Raw genomic sequence first — 23,341 nt, 5'->3', positions numbered from 1 at the left:
TAAGGGTTAGGCTAATAAAATTTTTGCAACATAAAAAAATACGAACTAGGTGATAATATGCAACTTTTGACTTTTAAACTTCAAGATAATCCTCCTAAGTGGGCAAAGGAGGCGCTTTGGTATTATGAGAATGTACATGGTGAACAATGGATTGCTTCAATCCAAAAAAATTCTCTTGTTTTTTCAGGATTGGATATTGGTTGGAAAGAAATTAAGCTTACACCCCAGCAAGCATTAGATGCTTATAGCGTGATGATGGGACAGAAGTATGATAGTGAAGAATCTAAAGATAATCCTTTAAATAATTGGATTTTAGATAAAGGAGAACGGTTATGGGTAGCGTCTGTTTTATACGTAGCTATTGAACAGTTCAAAATGAATAAGGTTATAGAAGAGCAAGGAATGTCGAAAAAACAACCGATTTCCACAGAACAATTAGTTGAGATGATCACAGCAGAGGATATTCGTAAAGTGATTGAATCAATTAAATGGTCAAGTGAAGAAGAAGTGACTATTCTTGATGTCGATTTCTTTTCTAATAGTTATGCTTGTAAATTGGATTATAAAAAGGGACAAACTTGGCATGAATATACAATTTTTATAGATTTAAAAGATGCACGGGCTATACCGATTTTTACGTTTATTAAAAACGGAAAGAGCGGAAATAATGTATCTAGAAATGTTAAAACTACAATAGTGACAGATAAACTTTTATTTGCACTCATTACTTATATTCGAGACAATTTACATTTGCATGCATACCCTGACTATTTTGAAGTTAGACGTTTTATTAAACATTTGGCGGGGAAAAACTATTTATGCTCCAGCTATGTTTCTGAGGCTATTGCAAAGGGCATATGAGTAGGATCTTACATTAGAATGATGGGATAATAAATTCGTAATACTTGATGGGGGAACTAACATGAGTAACAGCATAGACACCTATATACAGGAAGTACTACCTGCTTTTTTTAATACGTACGATATACCATTTGAAGTTATCGAACTTGTGACACATGACATAGAAACTAGGATTTATTCATGTGTCTCTCATTGGAATGATATGGAGTTCAGAAGGGTTTTGTTAACAACGGGATTTGAAGAAGCTTCTTTTTATGAACCGAAAGTAAATATAGAATTAAGCTGTTTTGTTGTTGTTGCGATTAGAAATAGTTTGTTTGAAAATCTTGTTAGTAATCGAAAAGCAGCGATGACACTGGGTCTAAATAAATCTCCTATTCCTGGAGATGATGTGAAAGTTTTTACTCAACAAGTAATTAATCATTTCAAAGGTACAGACTTTGAAGAGATATGTGACAATTTAGTTTGGGATGAGAGTAAGGATGTTTTCCGTGATTTAAAGGATAAATATCCTGTGGCCTGGAATGCTTTAGCGGAACTGAGTAAGTGGTCTAATAAAGCACAGGTTTTTGAGAAACTTGAATATGAACCATTAAAAATTGCAGAGTTACAAGGGACTTCCATTAAGGAACCAAGGAAAATGAGTAAGGTTATTGTACAAAGTGGTATGGATGAAAAGATAGATATAGATTTGTTGAATGTATTAAGTAGTCTATCAGTAGATGTGCAGCCGGTTTTTTATACGGATTGTTTCAAAATGTTAACGCGAAATATAGATAAATTATTTAAGGTTATTGAATATGTTTTAAGAAAAGATTGTCTCTTTATGACAAGTAACTTTTATATTAGTAATGGTTATGTAGCGAAAAGAAAAAGCTTGCTTAGACCTGCTCATTTTACGTATGAGGTGGATGAAAATCTTAAACAATTTGAGGGTTTACATCAAACACACTTAAAGGCTTTTAAAGCAGTTAGTCAATCGATTCTTGCTTGATTAATAGAGGAGATGTTATATGGATTTCTTTGTAGAATATGAATTAGGAAACTTAATTGTTGATGGTAAAGATGATCATGCGGATTTAATAGGTACGAAAATAGTCGGGGAATTATTGTTTGTTTGTTATCCTGAGGAGGGGGATATCTTAGTTAAAAGTATAGGTGAATATCTCATTTATATTTTTAATGAACATGAAAATGATATTTTTGACTCTGCAGATGCCCATTCTCAAAGGCTTGCTGATATGATTTCTAATGTAAAGTTAGAAACAGATCATATTCTGTATGAATTTAACGGGGAAGATACCGGAATAGATGTGGATGGGAAAATTGCTGTCTTGGAGGATTTTCGCATAACCGACAGTAAAATACCTGCAGCAGAAGATTTAAGAGATATATTAGATCAAATCGTTCAAAAGGTGGGAAAAATATTTGATGTTGATTACTTCTTGACTGATGAATTCGCTTTTTCAGAAGAAATTAAAAACAAGAATGTTGTAAACCTACTTGAAGAGATTGGGTTTGTTAGGTCTGGTAATGATGGTATGATTCGACCTTTATGTATTGATAGTCTCCCCGATATCTAATGGAAGTTACTTACATTACAAATTCAGTCATAAACAGAGTATAATCATACTGTTTTTAACAAACAAATGTTATTTGAGATATGTAGTAGTGAATCAGTAAGAGTCTCGGAAGATTGCATTAGGTAATAGATAAGATTTATCAGGAGGAGCGTAAGCTCTTCCTTTTTTGAGCTATTGGGAAGTATGTAAGTGGTTATAAAGCAGAAGACTCGACTTGGCGTTCACTTCTAGGTTATTTTGTAAGCGCAACCAGTCCTTTTGGTTTTTGTATGAATAATCATTAGAAAGTAGGTACAACGTTGAGAGAAAAGCTCATACACATGCGAGATAAATTAAATGATATTAGTAGGCGCAACCGCTCTATTCGATTATTGAAATTGTATAATAAATGGAGTTTTGATTTAACGCAATTGGATCACATATCTCAGGTCAGTGAATCGATTGTGAAGAAGATTGTTACGCAATCGAAGCAGGACATTACATTATTAAAGCCTGCCATAGACAATGAAGATTCTATGGTGTTATCTAAGAAGCTGACAGATTTGTATCGAAATATAAAGGGGATTGAAGAAGAATCAGGTATTCATGATTTTTACTTAGGTTATCCTTTTATTGCTGGAAGTCTGGCAGATGGAACATTTTTTCAAGCTCCGTTGTTTTTATATCCGATTCGTTTAGAAAAAAGTAAAGTCAATACGCGAAACTGGGTTGTTCAAGTAGAAGATACAGGACCACAGCTTAATCGTACGTTGTTTTTAGCTTTTAAGAAGTTAAATAATATTGATTTCACGGAAGAATTTTTTGAAGAAGCTGGAGAAATTGCGAAGACATATGATCTGGAAGGATGGCGCTCTTTTTTTGAAGAACATGAAATCCATCTTTCGTTTTCTCCAACTGGATTAATAAAGTTAAAAGAATATAAGCGAGATGAAATTCCTGAAGTGAATGGCATGATGATGCTAGAGCATGCGATTATCGGGAATTTCCCACAAGGTAACTCTTCTCTTGTGAAAGATTATGATGCACTCATTGAACAGGAATTTAATTCATCATTAGTCGATGAATTGATCGATCCTGATGCATTTGAATCGGGAGAAGAAAGTGATTATGAGCAAGAAAATGATCCGACTCGTGAAGAACCGGAAATCTTGAATCTGCTCGATACCGATGGGTCGCAAGAAGAAATTTTAAAAGAAGCAAGATATAAAAAAGGGCTTGTTGTTCACGGACCTCCCGGAACGGGGAAATCGCAGGTGATTGTCAATTTAATCACCGATGCACTGAATAGAAACAAGAAAGTGTTAGTTGTTTGTCAGAAGAGAGCGGCTCTTGATGTTGTCTATCAACGATTAGATGGATTAGGGCTAACGAATCATATCGCTTTAGTTCATGACGAAAAAAATGACCGAAAGCCTTTGTATCAAAAAATCGGTACGCTACTGGAACATAATAAAGTATTATTTGAACAGTCGCTCCAAGAATTACAAGCAACTTCAAACAGGTTAGCGACTCATGAAAAGCTGTTGAACGATATTGCGAAAGCACTGTATGAGTATCAAGATTTCGGCTATCGATTATATGATTTATATGGGAAAGCAACCTCTTTAGACACTGTTCAACAATTGATCAATCTAAAGCCTATGTTAAGCGAGCTGCACAAAGATGTGTTAGATGATATAGGAGAAAAAATATATAGTTATGCTGAATGGTATGAACGCTTTGGCAGTGAGAATTATGAGTTGAAAAGACGTAAGAGCTTTGCTCATTTTTCGATGAAGGACAAGCTGGAATTAGTCGAATTACTGAATGATATCATTGAGAAAGCGAAAAATTCCGCGGAATACTTGAACTCTCTTGATTATAAAAAGATTACGCCGGCTTATACTTGGCTCATCGAAAATAAACTAGAAAAAATTACGCCTGATTTAGAAGAGGGCAATAAGAAAACACTACAAGGTTTAAGAATATGGTGGTGGACTTCATTTGCTGGGAAAACGATTATAGAAGAGCTGCTAGAAGGCGAGAAGTTCAAAGGGACTAACTCTACAGAGTGGCTGAAAATCAAGCAATCACTGATTTTGATGAACCAATTGGGCAAAGAGACGAAGAAGATGTCGGCTGAAATACAGCAATTAAATAAATACTTTGATGATAAATTGATTGCAGATTATCAAAGCAGAATTGCCGATGGGGATCTTCCGTTACAAGAGTTAGAAAAAATCTTAGAATACGTTCATCAAGATTTTGAAGACGTACAACAGATGGATGCTTATTGGGAAGAATGCTCTGAGCTAACGAAAAAGATCATACAAGAATTAATGACGAAGAAACCGGATTCTGACATGGCTTTACCTGCTTATTGGGTGCATTTATTTAAGAATTCGACTTATATTCATTGGATTGATCAAACAGAAAACAAATATCCAGAAGTAAAGAAAGTGTCAACGAGTGAATTTGAAAGAGTTAGGGAGAATTTTGCATCATTAGTTGAACAAAAGAAAAAGATTGCCAATCAGTATATAATTCATCAATTAACAGAATCAGTAGATACATTACTGAAAGCATCTCCGAGAGTTTTACGAGATTTGAAACATCAGACTGGGAAGAAGCGAATGATATGGCCTTTACGAAAACTAGTTAATGAATTTGTGAATAAAGGCTTGATCAATTTGATTCCCGTTTGGCTCGTGTCACCTGAAATGGTTTCATCTGTCTTTCCGTTAACAGATGATTTGTTTGATATGGTCATTTTTGATGAAGCATCACAATGTACAGTGGAAAGCGGTATTCCGGCCATCTATAGAGCGAAACAATTAATTGTTGCAGGAGACGAAAAGCAGTTACCGCCATTTAGTATGTTTCAGTCTTCTTTTGTCAATGACGAGGATGAAGAGGAATATGAGATCGATGAATCGCAAAGCTTATTGAATTTAGCAAAAAGAAGATTCCCGGAAAAAATTCTTCAGTGGCATTATCGTTCGAAATATGAAGAACTGATTAATTTCTCCAATCATGCTTTTTATAATGGCCATGTGCAAATTGCGCCGAACGTTGCACCATTACAAAACCCTCCATCTATACGTTGGAAAAAAGTAGACGGTCGATGGATCAATCAATGTAATGAAGTAGAAGCAATCGAAGTAGTCAGCACATTAAAAGAGATGATGATTTCTCAACCAGACAAAACAGTTGGTATCATCACGTTTAATGTGAAGCAGCAAAGCAAAATATTAGATTTGATTGAGAAAGCAGCAGCGGACGATCAAGAATTTAATGCTGTATATAATCAAGTGATGGCAAAAGAACTAGATGAACGCCTTTTTGTAAAAAATATTGAAAATGTTCAAGGTGATGAGCGAGACATCATAATTTTCTCAATCGGCTATGCCAAGAATGAAGAAGGAAAGGTGTACAATCGCTTTGGCATGTTAAATCAACAAGGCGGAGAAAATCGATTAAATGTAGCGATATCAAGGGCGAGGGAAGGGATCGTCGTCGTATCAAGTATTGAGCCAGAAGAATTGAACGTGGCGAATACAGCGCAAATCGGTCCGAAGCTTCTTAAATCGTATTTAAAATATGTAAAAGCTGTATCTCATATGAATAAAGACCAAATACAAGCAGTGATTAGCGAGATTAATGAAAATGTTCATACTCACGTAAAAGATCACGCCTTGCATTTCGATTCACCTTTTGAAGAACAAGTGTATGCGCAACTGCGCAGTTTAGGCTATGAAGTAGCGACACAAGTAGGCATGTCAGGATATCGAATCGACTTGGCGATTGTCCATCCAAAAGATTCTTCTAAATATATAATGGGAATTGAATGTGATGGAGCGATGTATCACAGCTCGGCTAATGCAAAAGAGCGAGACTTATATCGTCAAAGATTTCTAGAAAACCGCGGATGGACCATCGAAAGAATATGGAGCCGAAACTGGTGGAAAGATCCTGCGAAAGAAATCGAACGGATTGATCAAAGAATAAGGCAGCTTTTAAAGAGTGAAGAGATTAAAGAGAAAGTTGCGCAGTTGTAAGGAATCAAGAGGCTGATATTCAGTCTCTTGATTTTTTACTTTCAATAATATGATAAAAAGTACTGGAATAAGAAGTTCCTCCAAAGGGTAATGTTTAATAAGGTTGTTCAACAATTGTACTCTGCAACCGAAGATAAGAATAGAACATTTTTTCTGTTGGAGGGAATCGTATGAGTAAAGTTGTATTGATCACAGGGGCTGCGACAGGGCTTGGGAGAGCTGTTGCGCTGAAGTTGGCTGAGCAAGGCTATCGTTTGAGTTTAGTAGATTTTAACGAAAAAGATGGATTGGAAACAGCTGAACGCGCGAAAGTATTAGGTGCGGAAGTGATTTTCGTGAAAGCGGATGTATCGGATGAAGAGGCTGTCAAAAATTATGTCGACAAAACAGTGGAAGCCTTCGGAACGATTGATTACTTCCACAATAATGCTGGTATTATGATTCCGTTCCGTTTACTTCATGAGTATTCTGTTGCTGAATACGACCGTATCATGAACATTAATGTGAAGGGTGCTTTTTTAGGCCTTAAATATGTGATTCCGGTTATGCTTGCAAATGGCGGCGGTGCTATCGTCAATACCGTTTCGTCCAATTCCTTCAAACCGACTGCGTATAATGGCGTGTATTCCGCTACTAAACATGCATTAGCTGGTATGACTAAATCAATCGGTCAAGATTATCAAGATATGAATATCTTTGCGGTTGGCGTAGCGCCAAATAATATGCAAACGAACATTTCCGCTGCAGCTGCTGTTACATTCACACCGGAAATCGGCGCGAAAATCCATGCGACGACACCGCCGAACATCCCAGCGACTGCTGAGGAGATAGCAGATGTAGTCATTTTTGCGATGAATAATGCAAAAACATTGAACGGTTCCATTGTGAACTGTGCAGGCGGCCAAATTTTCGGCTGATGCACCATCTTTTCAGAATGTGAAAGCTCCCAGTCAGAGAATGGCGGGGAGCTTCTTTAGTGAATTGACATCTTCTGTTGAATAGAGCTTTGTTTAATTTGTTCACTCAAAAACCTCTCAACCAACCCCTGAAGCATCCTTTGGATAGCTTATTGGAAGTGCTCTCAGAGAAGAAGTTTCTTCTGCTGAAGAGCTTTTTAAGTTTATACGCCCCTTCAACTTCTCACTCCAAAGGTAAGATCCAAGATTGAAATGAATTTATGTAAGTTTGTATCTCTTTTTAGAGATATTTGTGTTAAAGTTGTAGTTTGAATATTGGAAATTTTACATGATAACTAAGTTATGAGGAAAGCAAACGGTATTCTGTATTAGATTTAGGAGGGTGTTAAATGAGTTATTATACTTTTCTAGCAACCAATTATGCAATGCCAGAAGTAGAACTAAAAGCAAAGTATATGACTGTTAAGGAAGCTATGGAATTAGGAGTAAAACCAAATGAGTTGGTACCTTGGGAGCAGATGGACCTTAATACTCAAATATTATTTGTGGAAAATGAAGAAGATTTAAATGAGCTGATCATTCAAAAGGACGGTTACTATGATGTAAGTGAGTATACAAGCTATCCATTTGTTTATGAAGTAAGTTTTATTTATTCTGAACCGAGAGCAAAGCAATTACTAGAGTATTTAAAAGAAAATATAAGAGAAGGCCAGATAGTAGAGCTATGGATTGTATGGATTGGTGATGAAGAGTATGAACAGAATATACCGTATATTAGATGTAGTTATGAAGAATTGTCTCTAAATCATCTGATACAACTATATGATTCAAAACATGAAAAGTATCAAGATCAAAACTGTTTCGTAATAGAAAGATAAAGTATAAATTCTTCATACTAGCAAGAAGGTTTGTTGAAAATGATAAGGCAAATCTTATTAGATTATTTTGGTTTGAATGAAAGGGAAACAAACTTCAGAACAGCAAAGAAAAGGGATGCCTTACAAGCATCCCTTTTTATCGGGCATTTATACAGTCCCGAACCTTTATTGCTTTTTGATTTTGGAAGGATTGTTGATTTTGAAATAAACAGGCACTTCTAAAAGCATTGTTTCGTCTTCCACGTCTTTCCCTTTTGGAACAGTTTTCTTGACGATTTTGCCGTCAAAAGAGAGCTCGTCGCCAACTGAAAGCTCCTGTTTCTCTAGCGTCTTGCTGTAACTGCACCATGCCAGGCCAACTTCGGTTTCCGTTTCGCTCTCGATCTTTACATCTTCAAAAATAATGACCGTATCATTCTTTTCTGCGAAGTGATTCCAACTGGAAGCAAATTGTTTAATTTTCGCTGTGAAGTGGACCTTCTCAAGTGGCAAATCAATCTTCGGCGCCGTCGCTTTCTTTTCTTTTTTCGCTTCCACTTTTGGCTTGGTTGCAGAAGGTTCTTGTACGGATTTAACGGTCTTTAACTCGACCGTCTCTTCCGTTTGCTCCGGTTTTACTTCTGCGCTTCGCCCTTTCTTCTCGAAACTTGGGCTTTGCATCTCTTTTAAGTAATCAGGGTGAATACATGATAGCTCCCCGCTTTTGAACTGAACAACAATCGTATTCCCTGTGACACCATATTGCTCATATCCAGCAATGGTAATGATCCGCTTGTAGTCTGATGTTTTATACCAAAACTCTTTCTTTACATCCTTAGATTTAGATAATCCCCATTCACGCACCTTTTCTTCATAATGTGCATCGTCGAGAAAGGTAATGTATTCTCCCTTTGGAGGGATGTAATGCGTATAGACGCCTTCTTCTATATGTGGCAGTGTCATTTTACCTGGCTCCTTTTACTTAGCTCTGTTTTGCTTTCTATTCATATACCATAAACAGTACATGAATTTCATTGCTAGTTCAATAAATGGGCAGGTTTGTTTCAAAAAGTAACGCCATATAATAAACAATTTGCAATAAGAAAACTCCTTCATTCTAAAAACGGAGGAGTTTTCTTATTATATGGTCCGACCCTTCAACTTCGCATTTAATCTCTGCAGCACTTCCATCGCTTCTTCATATTCTTCAAAAGTGAGGTTACATGCTTTGATTGCTTCTAGCGTTCTCGCTGTAATGAGCGGTTTTTGCTCGTATGCTTTTGGCTGCAGGTAGATGTGGACTTTGCGTTCGTCTTCTGTTGAGCGTTGTTTTTGTAGCCAGCCGTTTGCTTCCATGCGTGCGACCATTGGCGTCAAGGTGCCCGTGCCGAGTTTCAGTTTGGCCCCGAGTTCTTTGGCGGTAATGCCGTCTTCTTCCCAGAGGGCAAGCAGCACCAAGTATTGAGGGTAAGTCAGGCCAAATGGCTGCAGGATGTTTGTATACAGTTTATTGAATTCGCTCGCGGTTTCATAGATCGCGAAGCATAGTTGTTTGTCTAATGTCAGGAAGTCGTCCAATGAAAATCACCTTTTCTAAAGTGGTCTTTATATTAGAATTATAATTTAAATTCTAATAAATTACTCCTTTTAAATTGAAATCGTCAATTAAATTGTGTATGATTTAATCGTACACGATATAATATTTGGATGCAAATTTTTGAATAAAGGGGAGATGGGTTTGGGCGCTATAAAGGCAAGGAAGCTTTATCAAATTGATAATGAGAGCTTGTATTTGGCGTTTTTATCGGGGACTCACGAGTTGATGAGGCACAAAACAGATTTGAATACGATAAATGTGTTTCCAGTAGCTGATGGGGATACAGGGACGAATTTGGCAATTACGATGAATGGCATCCGCAAGTCGGCGAAGCTGCTGCCGTTTGTGAGGGAGACGTTTCAGCACATCGCAGATGCGGTGCTTTGGTCAGCTCGAGGGAATTCAGGGACAATTTTTGCACAGTTTATTAGCGGAATTGCAGGTGAGTTGCCGATGCGGAAGACGGTGACGCTTGAGGAAGTGGCAATCAGCTTGCGGAGCGGTGTTCGGGCAGCCTATGAGTCGATTGAGAATCCGGTTGAGGGCACAATCATTTCGGTGATGCGCGATTGGGTCGATGCGATTGATGCAGCCAGATTAAAGTCCGATGAAATTATTGAAGTGTTGTCAGAGGCGTTGCATGTAGCGGTGAAGTCGCTGAATAGGACACCGGAGAAGCTTCAAGTTTTGAAGGAGCGGGGCGTTGTCGATTCGGGCGCAAAGGGGTTTGTCATTTTTCTGCATGGATTTATGCGTTATTTGCAGACAGGGAAGTTTGATGATTTATTTTTGACGGATGAAGAAGAGGATTGGGAAGAAGCATTTCAGCACGTCCATGACGGTGACGAGCAGGAGATAAAGTATCGTTATTGTACGGAAGCATTGATCGCCGGTGCTGATATTGAATTAGAAGAGCTGAAGCGGGATATGAGGATGTACGGTGATTCGCTCGTTGTTGCGGGTACAGCTGATAAGGTGAAACTCCACATTCATACGAATGAGCCGGCGAACTGTTTTCGCGATTTGCGGAAGTACGGGCAAATTATTGAGCAGAAGGCAGAAGATATGGTGATGCAAAATATGGTCGTTACAAAGAAAAAATACCCTATCGCGCTCATAACCGACACTATTGCCGATTTGCCGAAAAGCTTGGTTGATCATTATCAAATTCAGCAATTTCCGCTTAATATGCATATTGATGAAAGTGCATATTTGGATAAAATTACGATTAAAGCAGATGGTGTGTATGAATTGTTGAAGGAAGGCGGGCAGAAGATTTCCTCCTCGCAGCCGAACCGAAAGAGCATCGAAAGCTTGTATTCGTATTTGGCGACCTATTATGAGTCGATTATTGTTGTCACTGTTTCAAAGGAAATGAGCGGGACATATAATGCGTTTCAAAAGGTGGCGGACAGCTTTGCTGAGAAGGATGTGCCGATTACCGTCATTAACTCGAAAGTGAATTCGGCGGCGCAAGGGTTAGTCGTCATGAAGGCGGCAGAGGCGATTGATACCGGCAAGACACATGAAGAAGTGGTTGCGGTCATTGAGGAAACAATTGAGAAGGCAGCGATTTTTGTATCAGTTGACCGGTTAGAAGGGATGATTGCATCGGGCAGAATTAGTAAAACGGTCGGTGTGATCGGCAAGCTCGTTAATTTTAAGCCGATTGTGTCGATTGATGAGAAAGGTCAAGGTGTGTTGCTTGGAAAAGCATTCAGCACGAAAAGCAATACCGAACAAATTTTGAAAATGGTGAAGCAGATTCAAGAAAAAGACGGAATTGAACGATATGCGATTGTTCATGGAAAAGCGCAAGGGAGGCTTAAGGCATTTGAGATTGAACTGACGAGAATAATAGGCAAGCCTGCGAGTTTTATAGAAGAAGTGTCGTCGATTGTTGCCAGCAGTGCGGGAGAAAATACAATTGCGGTTGCGCTTTTAAAAGAATAGGAGGCTAGGATTATGGAGAATATTTATTTGTATGCGGCGCTTGTTGTCGGAATTTATTTCTTTATTTTTTTCATCATCGGTCAGTTGCTTCGCGATAATTCAATTGTCGATATCGGATGGGGACTTGGGTTTGTCGTTTTGGCAGCGGCGCTCGCAGTCAGAGATGACTTTCAGAATACGAAAGGTTTAGTTGTGCTCGTGTTAGTGGCATTATGGGGTTTGCGATTGTCGATTTATTTGTTTATGCGTAACGCCGGACGTCCGGAAGATTACCGTTATGTGAATTTGCGTAAGCGCTGGGGCAATAAGTGGGCGCGTTTGAAGGCATTTGTAAATGTGTATGTGCTGCAAGGGGTTGTGCTCTATATCGTTTCCCTTTCTTTTATTTATATTTTTAGCAGCGAGACGAGCGGATTGATTTGGCTCGATTATGTCGCAATCGCTATTTGGATCATCGGGTTCTTGTTTGAGGCAGTCGGTGATTATCAGTTGAAAACGTTTAAAAGCAAGCCGGAAAATAAAGGGCGCATTATACGAAGCGGCTTATGGAAATATACGCGCCATCCGAATTATTTTGGCAATGCGACGATGTGGTGGGGGATCTATTTGCTGGCGATTACATCAGGAGGCTGGCTGACATTCTTTAGTCCGCTTACGATGACATTGTTCTTGCTTTTTGTATCAGGTGTGCCGCTTTTGGAGAAGAAAAAAGCTAATCATCCGGAATATCAGCAGTATAGGCAAGTAACGCCGAAATTCTTCCCATGGTTTCCGAAATCAAGAGGGATGGACGGATGAAGGTCGCCAAGTATGTGTTTCTGCTAGGGGCGATCTTAATGGGCGGCTCGATTGTGTATGGCTTTGCGGCAGGCGATTTTCTCGGTGATGGTTCGGCGATGCTTGAATTGTTATGGGGGAAAATCACGCTCATCGATATTTATTTGGCGTTTTTCGTATTTGCGGGCTGGATGTTTTTTCGCGAAGGGTTTAATGTGAAGTCGATGGTGATTTTACTGCTCATTATTGTGTTTGGTTCATTTACGATTTGTTTCTATACGTTCCTTGTGATGCACCGGGCTGATGGGGACTGGCAAAGATTCTGGTTTGGAAGTCGTTTGATGCAATAAAAGGTTTCACTGTGCTCTAATTCGACAATTGTGTCGGAATAGAGTGCAGTTTTTTATTTTAAAAGAGAAAAAGGTTAATAAATGGTATAATTATCCTAATGTAATCATATTTGGTGAGGTGGTTAGGTGAAGGCTCAATTAGAAAAGCGATTTAAGTATCTTTTTAGTGGTGAGGGGGTTGCACTGATCAGTTTCATCCCTCTCGGTTATTTGATTGACCATACATATCCAAATCTTCAATTGTACGGACTGTTTTCTTTTTGGATATCCTTTTTTCTGCTGGAATTTATCTTGCTGCAGGGTGTGATTTATTGGTACATAAAGTGGAGCCGCTTAAGAAAGGAGAATAGATTATCCACACCGGTCGTTGTCATTAAGTGGTTTAGACGCCTGCAAAAAGTCAATGTTCTTTTGCTTGTAATCGGCTTGCTAAGTTTCGTTATCGATTTTTATAAGTGGCGCCCGGCTATACCAGAAGGCGGATTTTCTCTATCCATATTTATTTATGTCTTTGCGGTCTTGGAGTATATCAACTATTATCATATTCAATTATCCTATGATAATCGCTCTGATATTCAGCATTTGCTGAAAACAAAGAGGTTGAAGGAAGCAGCAATTAGGAAGGATTTACGGAGATTGGAGAACGCCAATCAATAGTAGTATGTTGATTCCTTCTCTTTGTGCTTATTTTCTCGTTAAGTTATCTATTCGCATTTGGTCTTTTGGTAACAAAAATCAATTAGTTAAAACTTATGAGAACGATTATGTAGAAAAAATGATCTTTACTGGTGGCAAGGGCAAGGATGCTGAATATGCAGAATCCGAGGTAGCAAGAGATTATGCTATTAAAAACAATGTTGAGTGCGAGCAAGAAGCCATTTGGAATAGCGTCTGCAAGTGGTAGTGACAGGAAGTAGTCATTTATGATGAAGAGTGTAAGGGTCATTAGAAAAAGGATGTCCGATGGTTTTAAAGATTTCATCATTTCACCTCTATACCATAAAACAAGCCGGGATATTTTCCGGCCTGTTTTATAACTCTATCCCAGATGAATCTGAATTTACATCTGCTTTTTGTATTTTACTTTTGATGTGACTAATGAATTGATTTGTAAAATACATTCGTGTATCCTCAAAGCTAATGCTTTTTGTTTCACCATCTTTTGATATGTAATTGATCACTACAAATAATTTGGATTTCTTTTTCTTTTTGGATCCTATTCCACTTATTCCACCCACAATCGCCCCGAGCGGACCAATTAAAAGACCACCAACCACCGCTCTGCCGACGACTGATTTATCCTTCTCTTTTATTTGTTCTTCTGTAAAAGCCTCAATATCGGTAATTTGGTCATATGCTAACGTAACTGGCTCTTTCTTCATAAATGGAACTGTAAAACGGATCTTCTCCTGGTCATCATCTGCCTCTAGTTTAATCATTGCATCTATAGGTAAAGGAATGCCATCCACTAATTTCAAAATAACAATTGGAAAACCTTTTTTGCTTTTCGTGTTGAATAATCCCATTACAACTCCAACCTTTCTTTCATCTATCCTAACAGACAATGCGGCAATATAGGTGTCATATTAAAAGTTTTAATCAACTTCAATTAACAAGATAATGGAGGGATACTGGCCTAATATTATTTATGTGCTTTCAGTTGCATCTTTCCGTTGCTTTGTCACCTTGATTGTCACAATCGCGATGATGGCGACAAGGGCAAGGCTGGCAAAGAAGCCTGGCATGATTTCTTTTTCGGCGAGGGTGCCGGTGACTGCAGCAACGAGCAGCAGTAAACCGAAGATGCCGAATACTTTATCCAGCTTCTTTTCGGTCAGCAGCTTGAATGAAGACAAAATAATAAAAATCCAATTATATAGAATCAAAATCCCAGCCGCGGTCGTGATGTATTCGTAAATTTTCCCTGGTAGCAATAGCGCTGTCACAATTGAGAGGATGAGCCCTGCTGTCGCTAAGCCAAGTGACGGTAGAGGCAGGTTTCTCATCTTTTTGATTTTTTTCGCGAAAGCTTTAGGTGCATCTCCGCTGTCTGACATGGTGACTAATAAGTTGGTGACGCCAAATAAGGAAGCAGTCATTGTCGAGAAGCCGCCGATAATGATGCAGGCATTAAAGACATGCGGGAAGAAGGCTAATTTGTAATCTTTCAAGGCGGTCACGAACGGGCTCTCTTTTTCGTTGAAGGCACTGTAGCCGACAAGGCTGACCGCTAAAATTAGCGATGCGACGTAAATGATCGTCAAGACGATGAGCATGACGGTACCCGATTTCGGCGCATCTTCTTTTTTCTTCAGCTGCATCGCCATTAAACCGATGACCTCGATGCCGCCATAGGCATAGAAGGCATAAATAAGCGATGCCCAAAAGCCGCGAAAGCCTTTTTCGAAAATTTTGCTTACCTCGATTTCAAGCTTCGGACTTTGTCCAGTTCCTTTAATCCATCCAGCAACAGCGCAAAGAGCAATAATGATAAACATGACAATCGCCGCCAGTTTGATCACAGCAAAAAAGTTCTCAGCCTTGTCAAAGCCTTTTGTGCCAAGCAGAACAACCCCAATGGCTAACACCGCATAGCCTGATGCGAATATCCATAAGGGCACTTTAGGGAACCAAAACTGAGATAACGTCGAAAGCGCCGTTAACTGGCTTCCCATAATCAAAATATTGCTGCACCAATAATTCCAGCCGGAACTGAATCCGGCCCAGTCTCCGTATGCTTTGCGGGCATAATAGCAAAAGGAACCAGTATGCGGGTCATCGGAGGTCATTTTCGCGAGAAGGTTAAAGACAATATATGTACCGATTGCTGCTAAGATAAAGGAAATCGCAATCGAGGAGCCGGTTTGCTTAATGCCGATTGCTGAACCGAGAAAATAACCGGTTCCGATTGTGCATCCGACGCCAATCATCGATAACTGCGACCACTTCATCGTGCCTTTATTTTTCTTCGGCTTCTTCTTTTTCTTGTGTGCCATGGTGTTCTCCTTTTTTTCCTATTGTTTGATAAAAGGAGATAAATATTCAGTTAAGTGAGAGCAGCATGACGATCCCTTTCTGTCCGAAGTATAAGCCGAAGCCGAGCAGCGATAATCCGGATAGAACAGAAATCGCTTTCAGTATCTTCGTATTCAAAAATTTTCGAAAGCCGCTCGTCAGTGTTGCCATAAATAAATCCCATGTCGTCAATCCGAGGAAAATCATTGCGCTGTATAGAAGCAATGAGCCTGTTCCTTGCGTTTGTGCGGTTTGGGCGAGAACGGAACCGTAAATGCCAATCCAAAATAAAATCGACAATGGGCTTGTGATCGACATAAGGAAGCCGACTGAGAAGCAGCTCAGTAACGAATCTTTTTTTCGACTATAAGATAATGATACTTTGTCCAATTTCAGAATGCTCTCAACCCCTGTGTAAAGTAATACGAAAGCGCCGAACAGCCAGAGGAAGATTTGGATCATCGGGACGTTGAGAAATTGCGACAGCCCGAGATAGACGAGAAGCATGAAAATGCCGTCTGCAGCGACGGAACCGATACCAACAACCCATGCATGCCAAAAACCATTTTTAATACCTTTGTCAATGACGGCTGAATTGACTGGCCCGATTGGCGCCGCCAAGCTTAAACCGAGCAATAAATAACTTGCTAAAATGTTAATGCTCATTGTAATCACTCCCAACCGTTTTAACCGAGAGAAAGCAGCATGGAGATGCCTTTTTTACCAAAATAAAGCCCAAATCCGATTAATGACAGCCCAGAAATGACGGAGATGGCTTTTAACATGCGCATGTCGAGAAACTTGCGAAAGCCGCTTGTTAATCCGGCCATGAAAACATCCCATAGTGTCAGCCCGATAAAAATCATACAGCTGTAGAGAAGAAGCGAGCCGGCTCCTTGTGTTTGCACGGTTTGAGCGAGAACGGACCCGTAAATGCCGAGCCAAAATAAAATTGACAGCGGACTGGTGATCGACATGAAGAAGCCGACAAAAAAACAGCGCAGCAATGAATCTTTATTGCGGTTGTAAGAAAGTGACATTTTGTCCAACTTCACGATGCTTTCAACGCCTGTATACAATAAAACAAATGCGCCGAACAGCCAGAGAAACACTTGAATGATCGGAACATTCATGAATTGCGACAATCCAAGATAGACGATGAGCATGAAAATGCCGTCTGCGATCATCGAGAACCGGCACCGACAATCCACGCATGCCAAAAGCCGTTTTTAATACCCTTATCAATCCTTGCTGAGTTCACCGGCCCGATCGGCGCCGCTAAGCTTAAGCCGAGTAATATATAGCCTGCTAATATATTGATGCTAATTTGCTTCGACCTCCCTGCACGCGATATACATCATTTTATGTACAGGCTATAGCAGATAAGACCTTTTTTTTGCAATAAGAAAAACCGTCACTGGTCCTTTTTTATCATGAATATACCTCCTAAATTTACATCGATGAAAAAGGAGCCATGCTTAGGACCTAACATGGCAGGTGAAAGGTTGGACAAAAAAAAGCTGCCTTGATGACAGCTTTTAATCTCGATATCTCAATGCTAATCCTTTTAAGAAGTTGCGGGCATATCTGTCTCCACATTCCATGTAGTGCTTGTGGCCTTCTTTTCTGAAAATCGCCGTCAGTTCTCCTTTAGAGACAATAACGCCGACTTCTTCTAAAATATCCATCACGTCATCGCTCGTTAATGCTAGAGCGATCTTTACTTTTTTCAGCAAAACATTATTGACGCTACGGGCATTCTTCATCATCATCGGTGCTTTTGCCGGTTGACCCGGCTTTGGCTCTTGTCTTCCGCGTTTATAGATGATCAAGCCGTTCAAGAAGCTCTCGAGCATGAAGTTATCGCAGTAAATCGCGTCTTCGTCGATTTCATCTTCGTAAAATTCGTTCGTTTTTTTCAAAAGTCGAGTAACATCATCAAGCGATACATCAATGTCTCCCAGCTTGAAAATCTCGACCATTTCTTCATCTTTTATATTTAACGCATATCTTAATCGGATTAAGATATCATTGTTATTCATATCCATTGCATAACCTCCTGAGTAAAGGATAAGTATAACATGTTTCAGAAAAGATAAAAACTTTGGCTGATTAGCGGGGGCATGATATGGTAGTTGAAGAGATTAAAGTGAGATAGGTGAACGAAAATGAGTCACGCAAGTAATTGCTTGAAAATGTGGATGGTATTGAACTCTAAAGGTTTGGTGAAAGCAAAGGAGCTTGCTGAGCTGCTTGATGTGAAAGAGCGGATGATCCGAAAGTATAAGCAGGACTTGGAGATGGCAGGCTTACATATTGGCACAAAGCCTGGCCGTTACGGCGGCTACTATTTGGAGAAAAAGAGTTTGTTGCCGATTGTCGACTTTGATCAGAAGGAAATGGAAGCACTTGATTTGGCATATGAATATGTCCAAAATAGCAAGTCATTCCCTGAGAAGCCAAACTTTAAACTACTGTATCATCATATTTCTTCGATGTCGATTTCAAAGGAAGAGATTGATCAATATGTATATTTTATTCATAAATCTAAGCCGCGCGATACTTTGACAAAGGATAAGGAGTTATTTTTGCAGCTGAGAGGCGCGATTGTCGAGAAACGTAAAGTGGTTATTACTTATCAGGGCTGGAAAGGGAAGCTTGGTACGCGGACTATTCATCCGTATGGACTGATTAATTACGACAGCAGCTGGTATTGCCGGGCATTTTGCGAAATGAGAGGCGAGCAGCGGACGTTTAAGCTGTTCCGGATTCACCAGTTGCAGGAGACAGAGGAGTATTTTGAGCCGGACGAAAGCTTCAATATTCGCGAGGATAAAATGGGTATTTGCGATGATGAATATGAGATAGAAATGATAGTATTTCCTCCGTATTCGCATATGATTGACGAGATGATATGGGGTGAGGACCAGAGAATTAAAGAAAACAGTGATGGCAGCGTAACTTTTCAGGCAAGAATGTTTGGGCGGGAATCAATTGTCAAATGGATCCTCGGTATGGGAAGTGGTGTCCGCGTCATCGGACCTAAGGCGATTCGCGATAAGGTGAAAGAAGAGATGTTGAAGGCAATTGAATTTTACGAAATGAAATAATAGGTTTATAAGTTTTGCGATGAATGTGGACGGAAATCGCAGAATTATAATAAAAGTAAACTTCCTAAGAAGCGCTAACTGACTGGCGCCTCTAAGGGAGTTTTTTGTTTTTAACTTTGGTTGCAGATTTTTATGGCATAACTTATTTGGTTTTAAGGAATGAAGTTCCTCACAGGCTAATATTCATAATAAGGACAAGTGAATAAAAATATGGGGGTAATCATTTGAAAAAACTAAAATTTTCATTTTGGGCATTGCTGTTGGTGCTTGTGTTGATTGTTGCTGGCTGTAGCGAAGAATCAGACGACGAACCTGCTGATGATGGCAACAAGGAAGAGGAAGTTGCTGAGCGCAAGGTTTTGAACTTGAATAATGGTTCCGAGCCCGGTGCGCTGCATCCGGGATTAGCGCAAGGTACGCATGATTCATGGGTGCTTGAGCATGCGTTTGAAGGGCTATACAAAAAGGACCCTGAAGGCAATATTGTACCTGGAATAGCGACTGAGCATACGGTAAGCGATGACGGAATTACGTGGACATTCAATTTGCGTGAGGATGCCAAATGGTCAAATGGTGAGCCTGTGACGGCGCATGATTTCGAATTTGCTTGGAAGTATACGTTAAGCCCTGAGGCGGCAGCTGACTATGCATATCAAATGTACTATTTGAAAAATGGTGCCGCTTATAATGCCGGTGAAGCAAAAGCAGAAGACGTTGGAGTGAAGGCTTTGGATGATTACACGCTTGAAGTGCAGCTGGAGCAACCGACATTGTTCTTCCTTGACCTGCTCACTTTTTATACGTACTACCCGGTAAGTAAGGCAGTTCAAGAAGCGGACCCGGAATGGTATCAAGAAGCAGACACTTATGTATCGAATGGTGCGTTTAAGCTGACAGAATGGAAGCATAAAGAAAGCATGAAGCTAGAGAAAAATGAATATTATCACGAAGCGGATAAAATCAAGCTAGATGAAGTAAACTTCGTCATTATAGAAGAGCAAAACACTGAGTGGCAAATGTATCAAACAGGCGAATTGGATTTAGCAAACAATCTTCCTACTGATGTGGAAGGAAAGTTAATCAAAGAGAAAAATCCTGAAGTGAGCAGTGACCTGCAGCTTTCTGTTTATTATTACAACTTGAACTCTAAGAAAAAACCGTTTAACAACGCTAAGGTCAGAAAAGCATTAGCAATGGCGATTGACCGTAAAGTTATTACGGAAAACGTAGCACAGGGCGGACAGCCTCCTGCTTATTCAGTTATTCCTCCTGGGGTACCGGATACAGAAGGTGACTTCTCTGAAAATTCTGGTCAGTTGTTTGAAGAGAATATCGATGAAGCGAAGAAGCTGTTAGAAGAAGGATTGAAAGAAGAAGGATTAGCAGAAATGCCGGAATTCACGATTCTTTACAATACATCTGAAGGTCATAAGAAGATTGCTGAAGCTGTTCAAGATATGTGGCGAAAAGCATTCGGATTTACTGTACAGCTAGAAAATGTTGAGTTCCAAGTGAAGCTTGACCGTGAAAAAGCCGGTGAATATGACATTTCAAGAGCTGGTTGGATTGGCGACTATATTGACCCTATGACGTTCCTAGAGCTATGGGTAACAGATGGCGCTTATAATGATGCGAAATATTCAAATCCAAAGTATGATGAATTGATTCAAAAATCAAAAGAAGTACTGGATCCGGCTGAACGTATGACAACCTTACATGAAGCAGAGGAGCTTTTAATCTCTGAAATGCCGATCATCCCAGTCTACTTCTACACAGAAACATATGCTGTGAAAGATTATGTAACAGGTGTTTATACGCCGCTTAATCGATACCCGCAGTTCATTTATGCTGATATCGATATGAGCAAGAAGTAAGGTTTTTCAAAGATAAGTATATATCTTTGAAATAAGAGTGGTGTCTAACCTTACACCTGCCATGAGGCCTAAAGGATAGTCACATCGGAGAAGACATGCGGACGTGGCGATTTTAGCCGATGTTCCTCTAAAGCCGTGCCGGCTAGGAAATCAAAGAGCGGATTTCCAATCCGTCCCGTCTAAATTTATGTCTAGCTACAGCGGCTAGCCCCTCGAGGTCATAAGTCAATCCGTCCGGAAGGTGAAAAGCAACCTTCCGGCAAGCTTGTCTTATGCTGGTCGGAGGCTCTCAGGACGAGAGTTACAGCGACGAAGATATGCGGACGTAGCGTCCTTAGTCGCTGTTCCTTACTTGCGAGCCGCTTTCGCTTTTCGAGCCTGCCGCATGGCTCCTTTTTCATTGAAGTGATATCGAGAAGGAAAATCAAAAATGAAAAAGGACCGGTGACGGTTTTTCTGAAAGTGGTATGTCCTTGTTGGGCATGCCACATTTTCGAATAAAGAACAGCATGCAAAAGAGGAACTGAGGTGAGCAGTTATGTTGAAGTATACGCTGAATCGCTTTATGTGGGCGATTATTACGTTATGGGCTACAATTACGCTGACATTCGTGATTATGCATAGCATACCGGGAGATCCGTTCGCACGAGAAGGTGTGCTGACACCTGCTGTGTATGAGAACTTAATGAGGTATTACAACATGGAGGGAACGAAGCTCGAACAGTATTTCCACTATTTAAAGTCAGTACTTCAGTTTGATTTAGGGCCTTCATTAAAATCGAAAACGATTACGGTCAATGAATATATCGAAAAGGGACTTCCTGTCAGTTTTCATCTTGGTCTCCAATCAATGGTGATTGCCGTTTGCTTCGGACTTATTTTAGGTGTAATTGCTGCGCTTTACCGCAATCGTTGGCCGGATTATATATCAATGATTATCGCAATTATCGGTATTTCTGTCCCGAGTTTTATTTTGGCAACTTTGTTTATTAATTATTTAGCTGTTGAATGGCGCATTTTTCCGGTGGCGACATGGAAGACATGGAAGCATACGGTGCTGCCGTCGATGGCGCTTGCGATGATGCCGCTTGCGTATATTGCACGGTTAATGAGGACAAGTATGATTGAGGTCATGAACCAAGATTATATTTTAACTGCAAAATCTAAAGGGTTGAAAAAGAGTGCAATTATTATTAAGCATGCGATTCGGAATGCGATTTTACCGGTTGTGACGATGCTGGGGATTTTGACAGCCAATTTAGTCACAGGCAGCTTCATTGTTGAAAGTATTTTCGGGATTCCGGGAATGGGAGAAATGTTTGTGAAGAGTATATTGAACCGCGATTACCCGGTTATTCTTGGTTCGACGATTGTTTATAGCGCGATATTGATCTTTTTGATTTTTATCGTCGATGTTTTATATACGCTGATTGACCCGAGAATTAAGCTGTCAGGAGGGAGGGGCAAATAATGTCTGCAAAACTTGAATTTAAAGAAGAGATGTTTTTACCGGCTGAAAATAATTTTAAGGAAGCAGAACAGATTGTCCGCCCCTCGGTGACATATTGGAGGGATGTATGGCGGAGGCTTCTGAAAAATAAATTGGCGATGACGGGTCTGATAATCATCGTATTGTTGACGATTATGGCCATTGTTGGACCGTATATAAACGGCTTCACCTCCTATGAACAAAACTATGAAAAAATGAATATGCCACCGAATAGTGAGCATTGGTTCGGGACGGACTCGTCAGGACGCGATTTGTTTACTCGTGCCTGGGAGGGTGCGCGCATTTCCTTGTTTATCGGTGTAATGGCAGCGTTGATTGATTTTGCGATTGGGGTCGTTTATGGAGGCATTTCCGGTATACGCGGCGGTCGTGTGGATAATGTGCTGATGAGGATTGCCGAAGTTTTATACTCGATTCCTTACTTGTTGATGGTCATCTTAATGATGGTTGTGATGAAACCGGGTATTTGGCCAATCATTGTCGCGATGACGATTACCGGCTGGATTCCGATGGCGCGACTTGTCAGGGGGCAAATTTTGCAGCTGAAAGAAAATGAATATGTTCATGCGGCGAAAGTAGCTGGAGCAAAGACAGGGTGGACATTGCGTAAGCATTTGCTGCCGAATTCAATGGGACCGATTTTAGTCAATATGACGCTGACAGTACCGGTTGCGATTTTTGCGGAGGCGACATTGAGCTTCCTTGGTCTTGGCGTTCAGCCTCCTAATGCAAGCTGGGGTTCATTGGCGAATGATGCGTTGGGAAGCATTTTGATTGGCAACTTTTATCAGCTGGCAATTCCGGCATTTTTGATATCTTTGACGATGTTTGCGTTTAACGTGTTTGGAGATGGATTGCAGGATGCACTTGATCCGAAATTAAGAGATTAAGAGAAGATGA

Annotated in this window: 20 protein-coding genes and 1 pseudogene; 14 read left to right on the top strand and 7 right to left on the bottom strand. The window is 40.0% G+C overall.

What is annotated here, in order from left to right; translation table 11 throughout:
* The first annotated feature begins 57 nt into the window (after positions 1-57).
* The 6 genes from IEO70_RS06030 (at position 58) to IEO70_RS06005 (ending at position 8,276) form a co-directional block, all read left to right on the top strand.
* Complete coding sequence (locus IEO70_RS06030; RefSeq protein WP_190997463.1) at positions 58-861, top strand: hypothetical protein; 804 nt, start codon at positions 58-60, stop codon at positions 859-861.
* Positions 862-922: 61 nt separating this feature from the next.
* Positions 923-1,855 (top strand): hypothetical protein, encoded by a 933-nt coding sequence (locus IEO70_RS06025; protein ID WP_190997462.1) that lies wholly within the window; start codon positions 923-925, stop codon positions 1,853-1,855.
* Positions 1,856-1,874: 19 nt separating this feature from the next.
* On the top strand, positions 1,875-2,444 hold the full coding sequence (locus IEO70_RS06020) for a hypothetical protein (protein ID WP_190997461.1): 570 nt from the start codon (positions 1,875-1,877) through the stop codon (positions 2,442-2,444).
* A 299-nt stretch (positions 2,445-2,743) separates the two neighbouring features.
* A complete protein-coding gene (locus IEO70_RS06015) occupies positions 2,744-6,481 on the top strand; it encodes an AAA domain-containing protein (RefSeq protein WP_190997460.1) in 3,738 nt (1,245 codons plus the stop codon).
* Positions 6,482-6,651: 170 nt separating this feature from the next.
* Positions 6,652-7,398: an SDR family NAD(P)-dependent oxidoreductase gene (locus IEO70_RS06010; RefSeq protein ID WP_190997459.1), complete on the top strand. Its 747-nt coding sequence runs from the start codon at positions 6,652-6,654 to the stop codon at positions 7,396-7,398.
* A gap of 389 nt (positions 7,399-7,787) precedes the next feature.
* Entirely contained in the window at positions 7,788-8,276 is a 489-nt protein-coding gene (locus tag IEO70_RS06005) for a magnesium transporter (RefSeq protein WP_190997458.1), read from the top strand.
* Positions 8,277-8,441: 165 nt separating this feature from the next.
* Here the strand turns inward: IEO70_RS06005 and IEO70_RS06000 are convergent, their stop codons facing one another.
* Both IEO70_RS06000 and IEO70_RS05995 read right to left on the bottom strand, forming a co-directional pair.
* On the bottom strand, positions 8,442-9,218 hold the full coding sequence (locus IEO70_RS06000; RefSeq protein ID WP_190997457.1) for a hypothetical protein: 777 nt from the start codon (positions 9,216-9,218) through the stop codon (positions 8,442-8,444).
* Positions 9,219-9,395: 177 nt separating this feature from the next.
* A complete protein-coding gene (locus IEO70_RS05995) occupies positions 9,396-9,833 on the bottom strand; it encodes a MarR family winged helix-turn-helix transcriptional regulator (protein ID WP_190997456.1) in 438 nt (145 codons plus the stop codon).
* Positions 9,834-9,993: 160 nt separating this feature from the next.
* On the opposite strand from IEO70_RS05995, the gene IEO70_RS05990 reads away from it, so the two are divergent.
* From IEO70_RS05990 to IEO70_RS05975, 4 genes are all read left to right on the top strand, one after another.
* Positions 9,994-11,805, top strand: coding sequence for a DAK2 domain-containing protein (locus IEO70_RS05990; RefSeq protein ID WP_190997455.1), 1,812 nt, complete (start codon positions 9,994-9,996; stop codon positions 11,803-11,805).
* A gap of 12 nt (positions 11,806-11,817) precedes the next feature.
* The gene (locus IEO70_RS05985; protein ID WP_190997454.1) at positions 11,818-12,603 is read left to right on the top strand and encodes a DUF1295 domain-containing protein; all 786 of its coding nucleotides are present in this window, start codon (positions 11,818-11,820) and stop codon (positions 12,601-12,603) included.
* Positions 12,600-12,932, top strand: a complete 333-nt coding sequence (locus tag IEO70_RS05980; RefSeq protein ID WP_190997453.1) for a DUF1475 family protein — start codon at positions 12,600-12,602, stop codon at positions 12,930-12,932. The genes IEO70_RS05985 and IEO70_RS05980 overlap by 4 nt, the downstream gene beginning before the upstream one ends.
* Positions 12,933-13,058: 126 nt before the next feature.
* Positions 13,059-13,589 (top strand): general stress protein, encoded by a 531-nt coding sequence (locus IEO70_RS05975; RefSeq protein WP_190997452.1) that lies wholly within the window; start codon positions 13,059-13,061, stop codon positions 13,587-13,589.
* A gap of 374 nt (positions 13,590-13,963) precedes the next feature.
* Here IEO70_RS05975 and IEO70_RS05970 read toward each other — a convergent pair whose 3' ends face one another.
* From IEO70_RS05970 to IEO70_RS05950, 5 genes and pseudogenes are all read right to left on the bottom strand, one after another.
* Positions 13,964-14,458, bottom strand: a complete 495-nt coding sequence (locus IEO70_RS05970) for a hypothetical protein (RefSeq protein ID WP_190997451.1) — start codon at positions 14,456-14,458, stop codon at positions 13,964-13,966.
* A 120-nt stretch (positions 14,459-14,578) separates the two neighbouring features.
* Positions 14,579-15,928, bottom strand: a complete 1,350-nt coding sequence (locus tag IEO70_RS05965; RefSeq protein WP_190997450.1) for an amino acid permease — start codon at positions 15,926-15,928, stop codon at positions 14,579-14,581.
* Positions 15,929-15,974: 46 nt separating this feature from the next.
* On the bottom strand, positions 15,975-16,613 hold the full coding sequence (locus IEO70_RS05960; protein ID WP_190997449.1) for a LysE family transporter: 639 nt from the start codon (positions 16,611-16,613) through the stop codon (positions 15,975-15,977).
* Between the two features lie 20 nt (positions 16,614-16,633).
* Positions 16,634-17,268 (bottom strand): annotated as a pseudogene (locus IEO70_RS05955) (LysE family transporter).
* Between the two features lie 217 nt (positions 17,269-17,485).
* Complete coding sequence (locus IEO70_RS05950; RefSeq protein WP_190997448.1) at positions 17,486-17,995, bottom strand: YehS family protein; 510 nt, start codon at positions 17,993-17,995, stop codon at positions 17,486-17,488.
* Positions 17,996-18,115: 120 nt separating this feature from the next.
* Between IEO70_RS05950 and IEO70_RS05945 the strand changes: the two genes are divergently transcribed.
* From IEO70_RS05945 to IEO70_RS05930, 4 genes are all read left to right on the top strand, one after another.
* Positions 18,116-19,057, top strand: a complete 942-nt coding sequence (locus tag IEO70_RS05945; protein ID WP_190997447.1) for a helix-turn-helix transcriptional regulator — start codon at positions 18,116-18,118, stop codon at positions 19,055-19,057.
* A gap of 224 nt (positions 19,058-19,281) precedes the next feature.
* Positions 19,282-20,931, top strand: coding sequence for a peptide ABC transporter substrate-binding protein (locus tag IEO70_RS05940; protein ID WP_190997446.1), 1,650 nt, complete (start codon positions 19,282-19,284; stop codon positions 20,929-20,931).
* 538 nt (positions 20,932-21,469) lie between these two features.
* Positions 21,470-22,402, top strand: a complete 933-nt coding sequence (locus IEO70_RS05935; protein ID WP_190997445.1) for an ABC transporter permease — start codon at positions 21,470-21,472, stop codon at positions 22,400-22,402.
* Positions 22,402-23,331, top strand: a complete 930-nt coding sequence (locus IEO70_RS05930; RefSeq protein WP_190997444.1) for an ABC transporter permease — start codon at positions 22,402-22,404, stop codon at positions 23,329-23,331. Before IEO70_RS05935 ends, IEO70_RS05930 begins: the two co-directional genes overlap by 1 nt.
* Positions 23,332-23,341 lie beyond the last annotated feature (10 nt).

This window comes from Peribacillus faecalis (genome assembly GCF_014712675.1).
GTDB classification, from domain to species: domain Bacteria; phylum Bacillota; class Bacilli; order Bacillales; family DSM-1321; genus Bacillus_AD; species Bacillus_AD faecalis.
The sequence above is the reverse complement of the archived record's forward strand: the minus strand, read 5'-3'. Positions and strand labels throughout refer to the sequence as shown.

Excerpts from the sequence above, each read along its gene's own strand:
- IEO70_RS05980 (WP_190997453.1), top strand. The coding sequence starts at position 12,600 with ATGAAGGTCGCCAAGTATGTGTTTCTGCTAGGGGCGATCTTAATGGGC.
- IEO70_RS05950 (WP_190997448.1), bottom strand. The coding sequence starts at position 17,995 with ATGGATATGAATAACAATGATATCTTAATCCGATTAAGATATGCGTTA.
- IEO70_RS06005 (WP_190997458.1), top strand. The coding sequence starts at position 7,788 with ATGAGTTATTATACTTTTCTAGCAACCAATTATGCAATGCCAGAAGTA.
- IEO70_RS05935 (WP_190997445.1), top strand. The coding sequence starts at position 21,470 with ATGTTGAAGTATACGCTGAATCGCTTTATGTGGGCGATTATTACGTTA.
- IEO70_RS06020 (WP_190997461.1), top strand. The coding sequence starts at position 1,875 with ATGGATTTCTTTGTAGAATATGAATTAGGAAACTTAATTGTTGATGGT.
- IEO70_RS05945 (WP_190997447.1), top strand. The coding sequence starts at position 18,116 with ATGAGTCACGCAAGTAATTGCTTGAAAATGTGGATGGTATTGAACTCT.
- IEO70_RS05930 (WP_190997444.1), top strand. The coding sequence starts at position 22,402 with ATGTCTGCAAAACTTGAATTTAAAGAAGAGATGTTTTTACCGGCTGAA.
- IEO70_RS05985 (WP_190997454.1), top strand. The coding sequence starts at position 11,818 with ATGGAGAATATTTATTTGTATGCGGCGCTTGTTGTCGGAATTTATTTC.
- IEO70_RS06025 (WP_190997462.1), top strand. The coding sequence starts at position 923 with ATGAGTAACAGCATAGACACCTATATACAGGAAGTACTACCTGCTTTT.
- IEO70_RS06010 (WP_190997459.1), top strand. The coding sequence starts at position 6,652 with ATGAGTAAAGTTGTATTGATCACAGGGGCTGCGACAGGGCTTGGGAGA.
- IEO70_RS06030 (WP_190997463.1), top strand. The coding sequence starts at position 58 with ATGCAACTTTTGACTTTTAAACTTCAAGATAATCCTCCTAAGTGGGCA.
- IEO70_RS05965 (WP_190997450.1), bottom strand. The coding sequence starts at position 15,928 with ATGGCACACAAGAAAAAGAAGAAGCCGAAGAAAAATAAAGGCACGATG.
- IEO70_RS05970 (WP_190997451.1), bottom strand. The coding sequence starts at position 14,458 with ATGGGATTATTCAACACGAAAAGCAAAAAAGGTTTTCCAATTGTTATT.
- IEO70_RS05960 (WP_190997449.1), bottom strand. The coding sequence starts at position 16,613 with ATGAGCATTAACATTTTAGCAAGTTATTTATTGCTCGGTTTAAGCTTG.
- IEO70_RS06000 (WP_190997457.1), bottom strand. The coding sequence starts at position 9,218 with ATGACACTGCCACATATAGAAGAAGGCGTCTATACGCATTACATCCCT.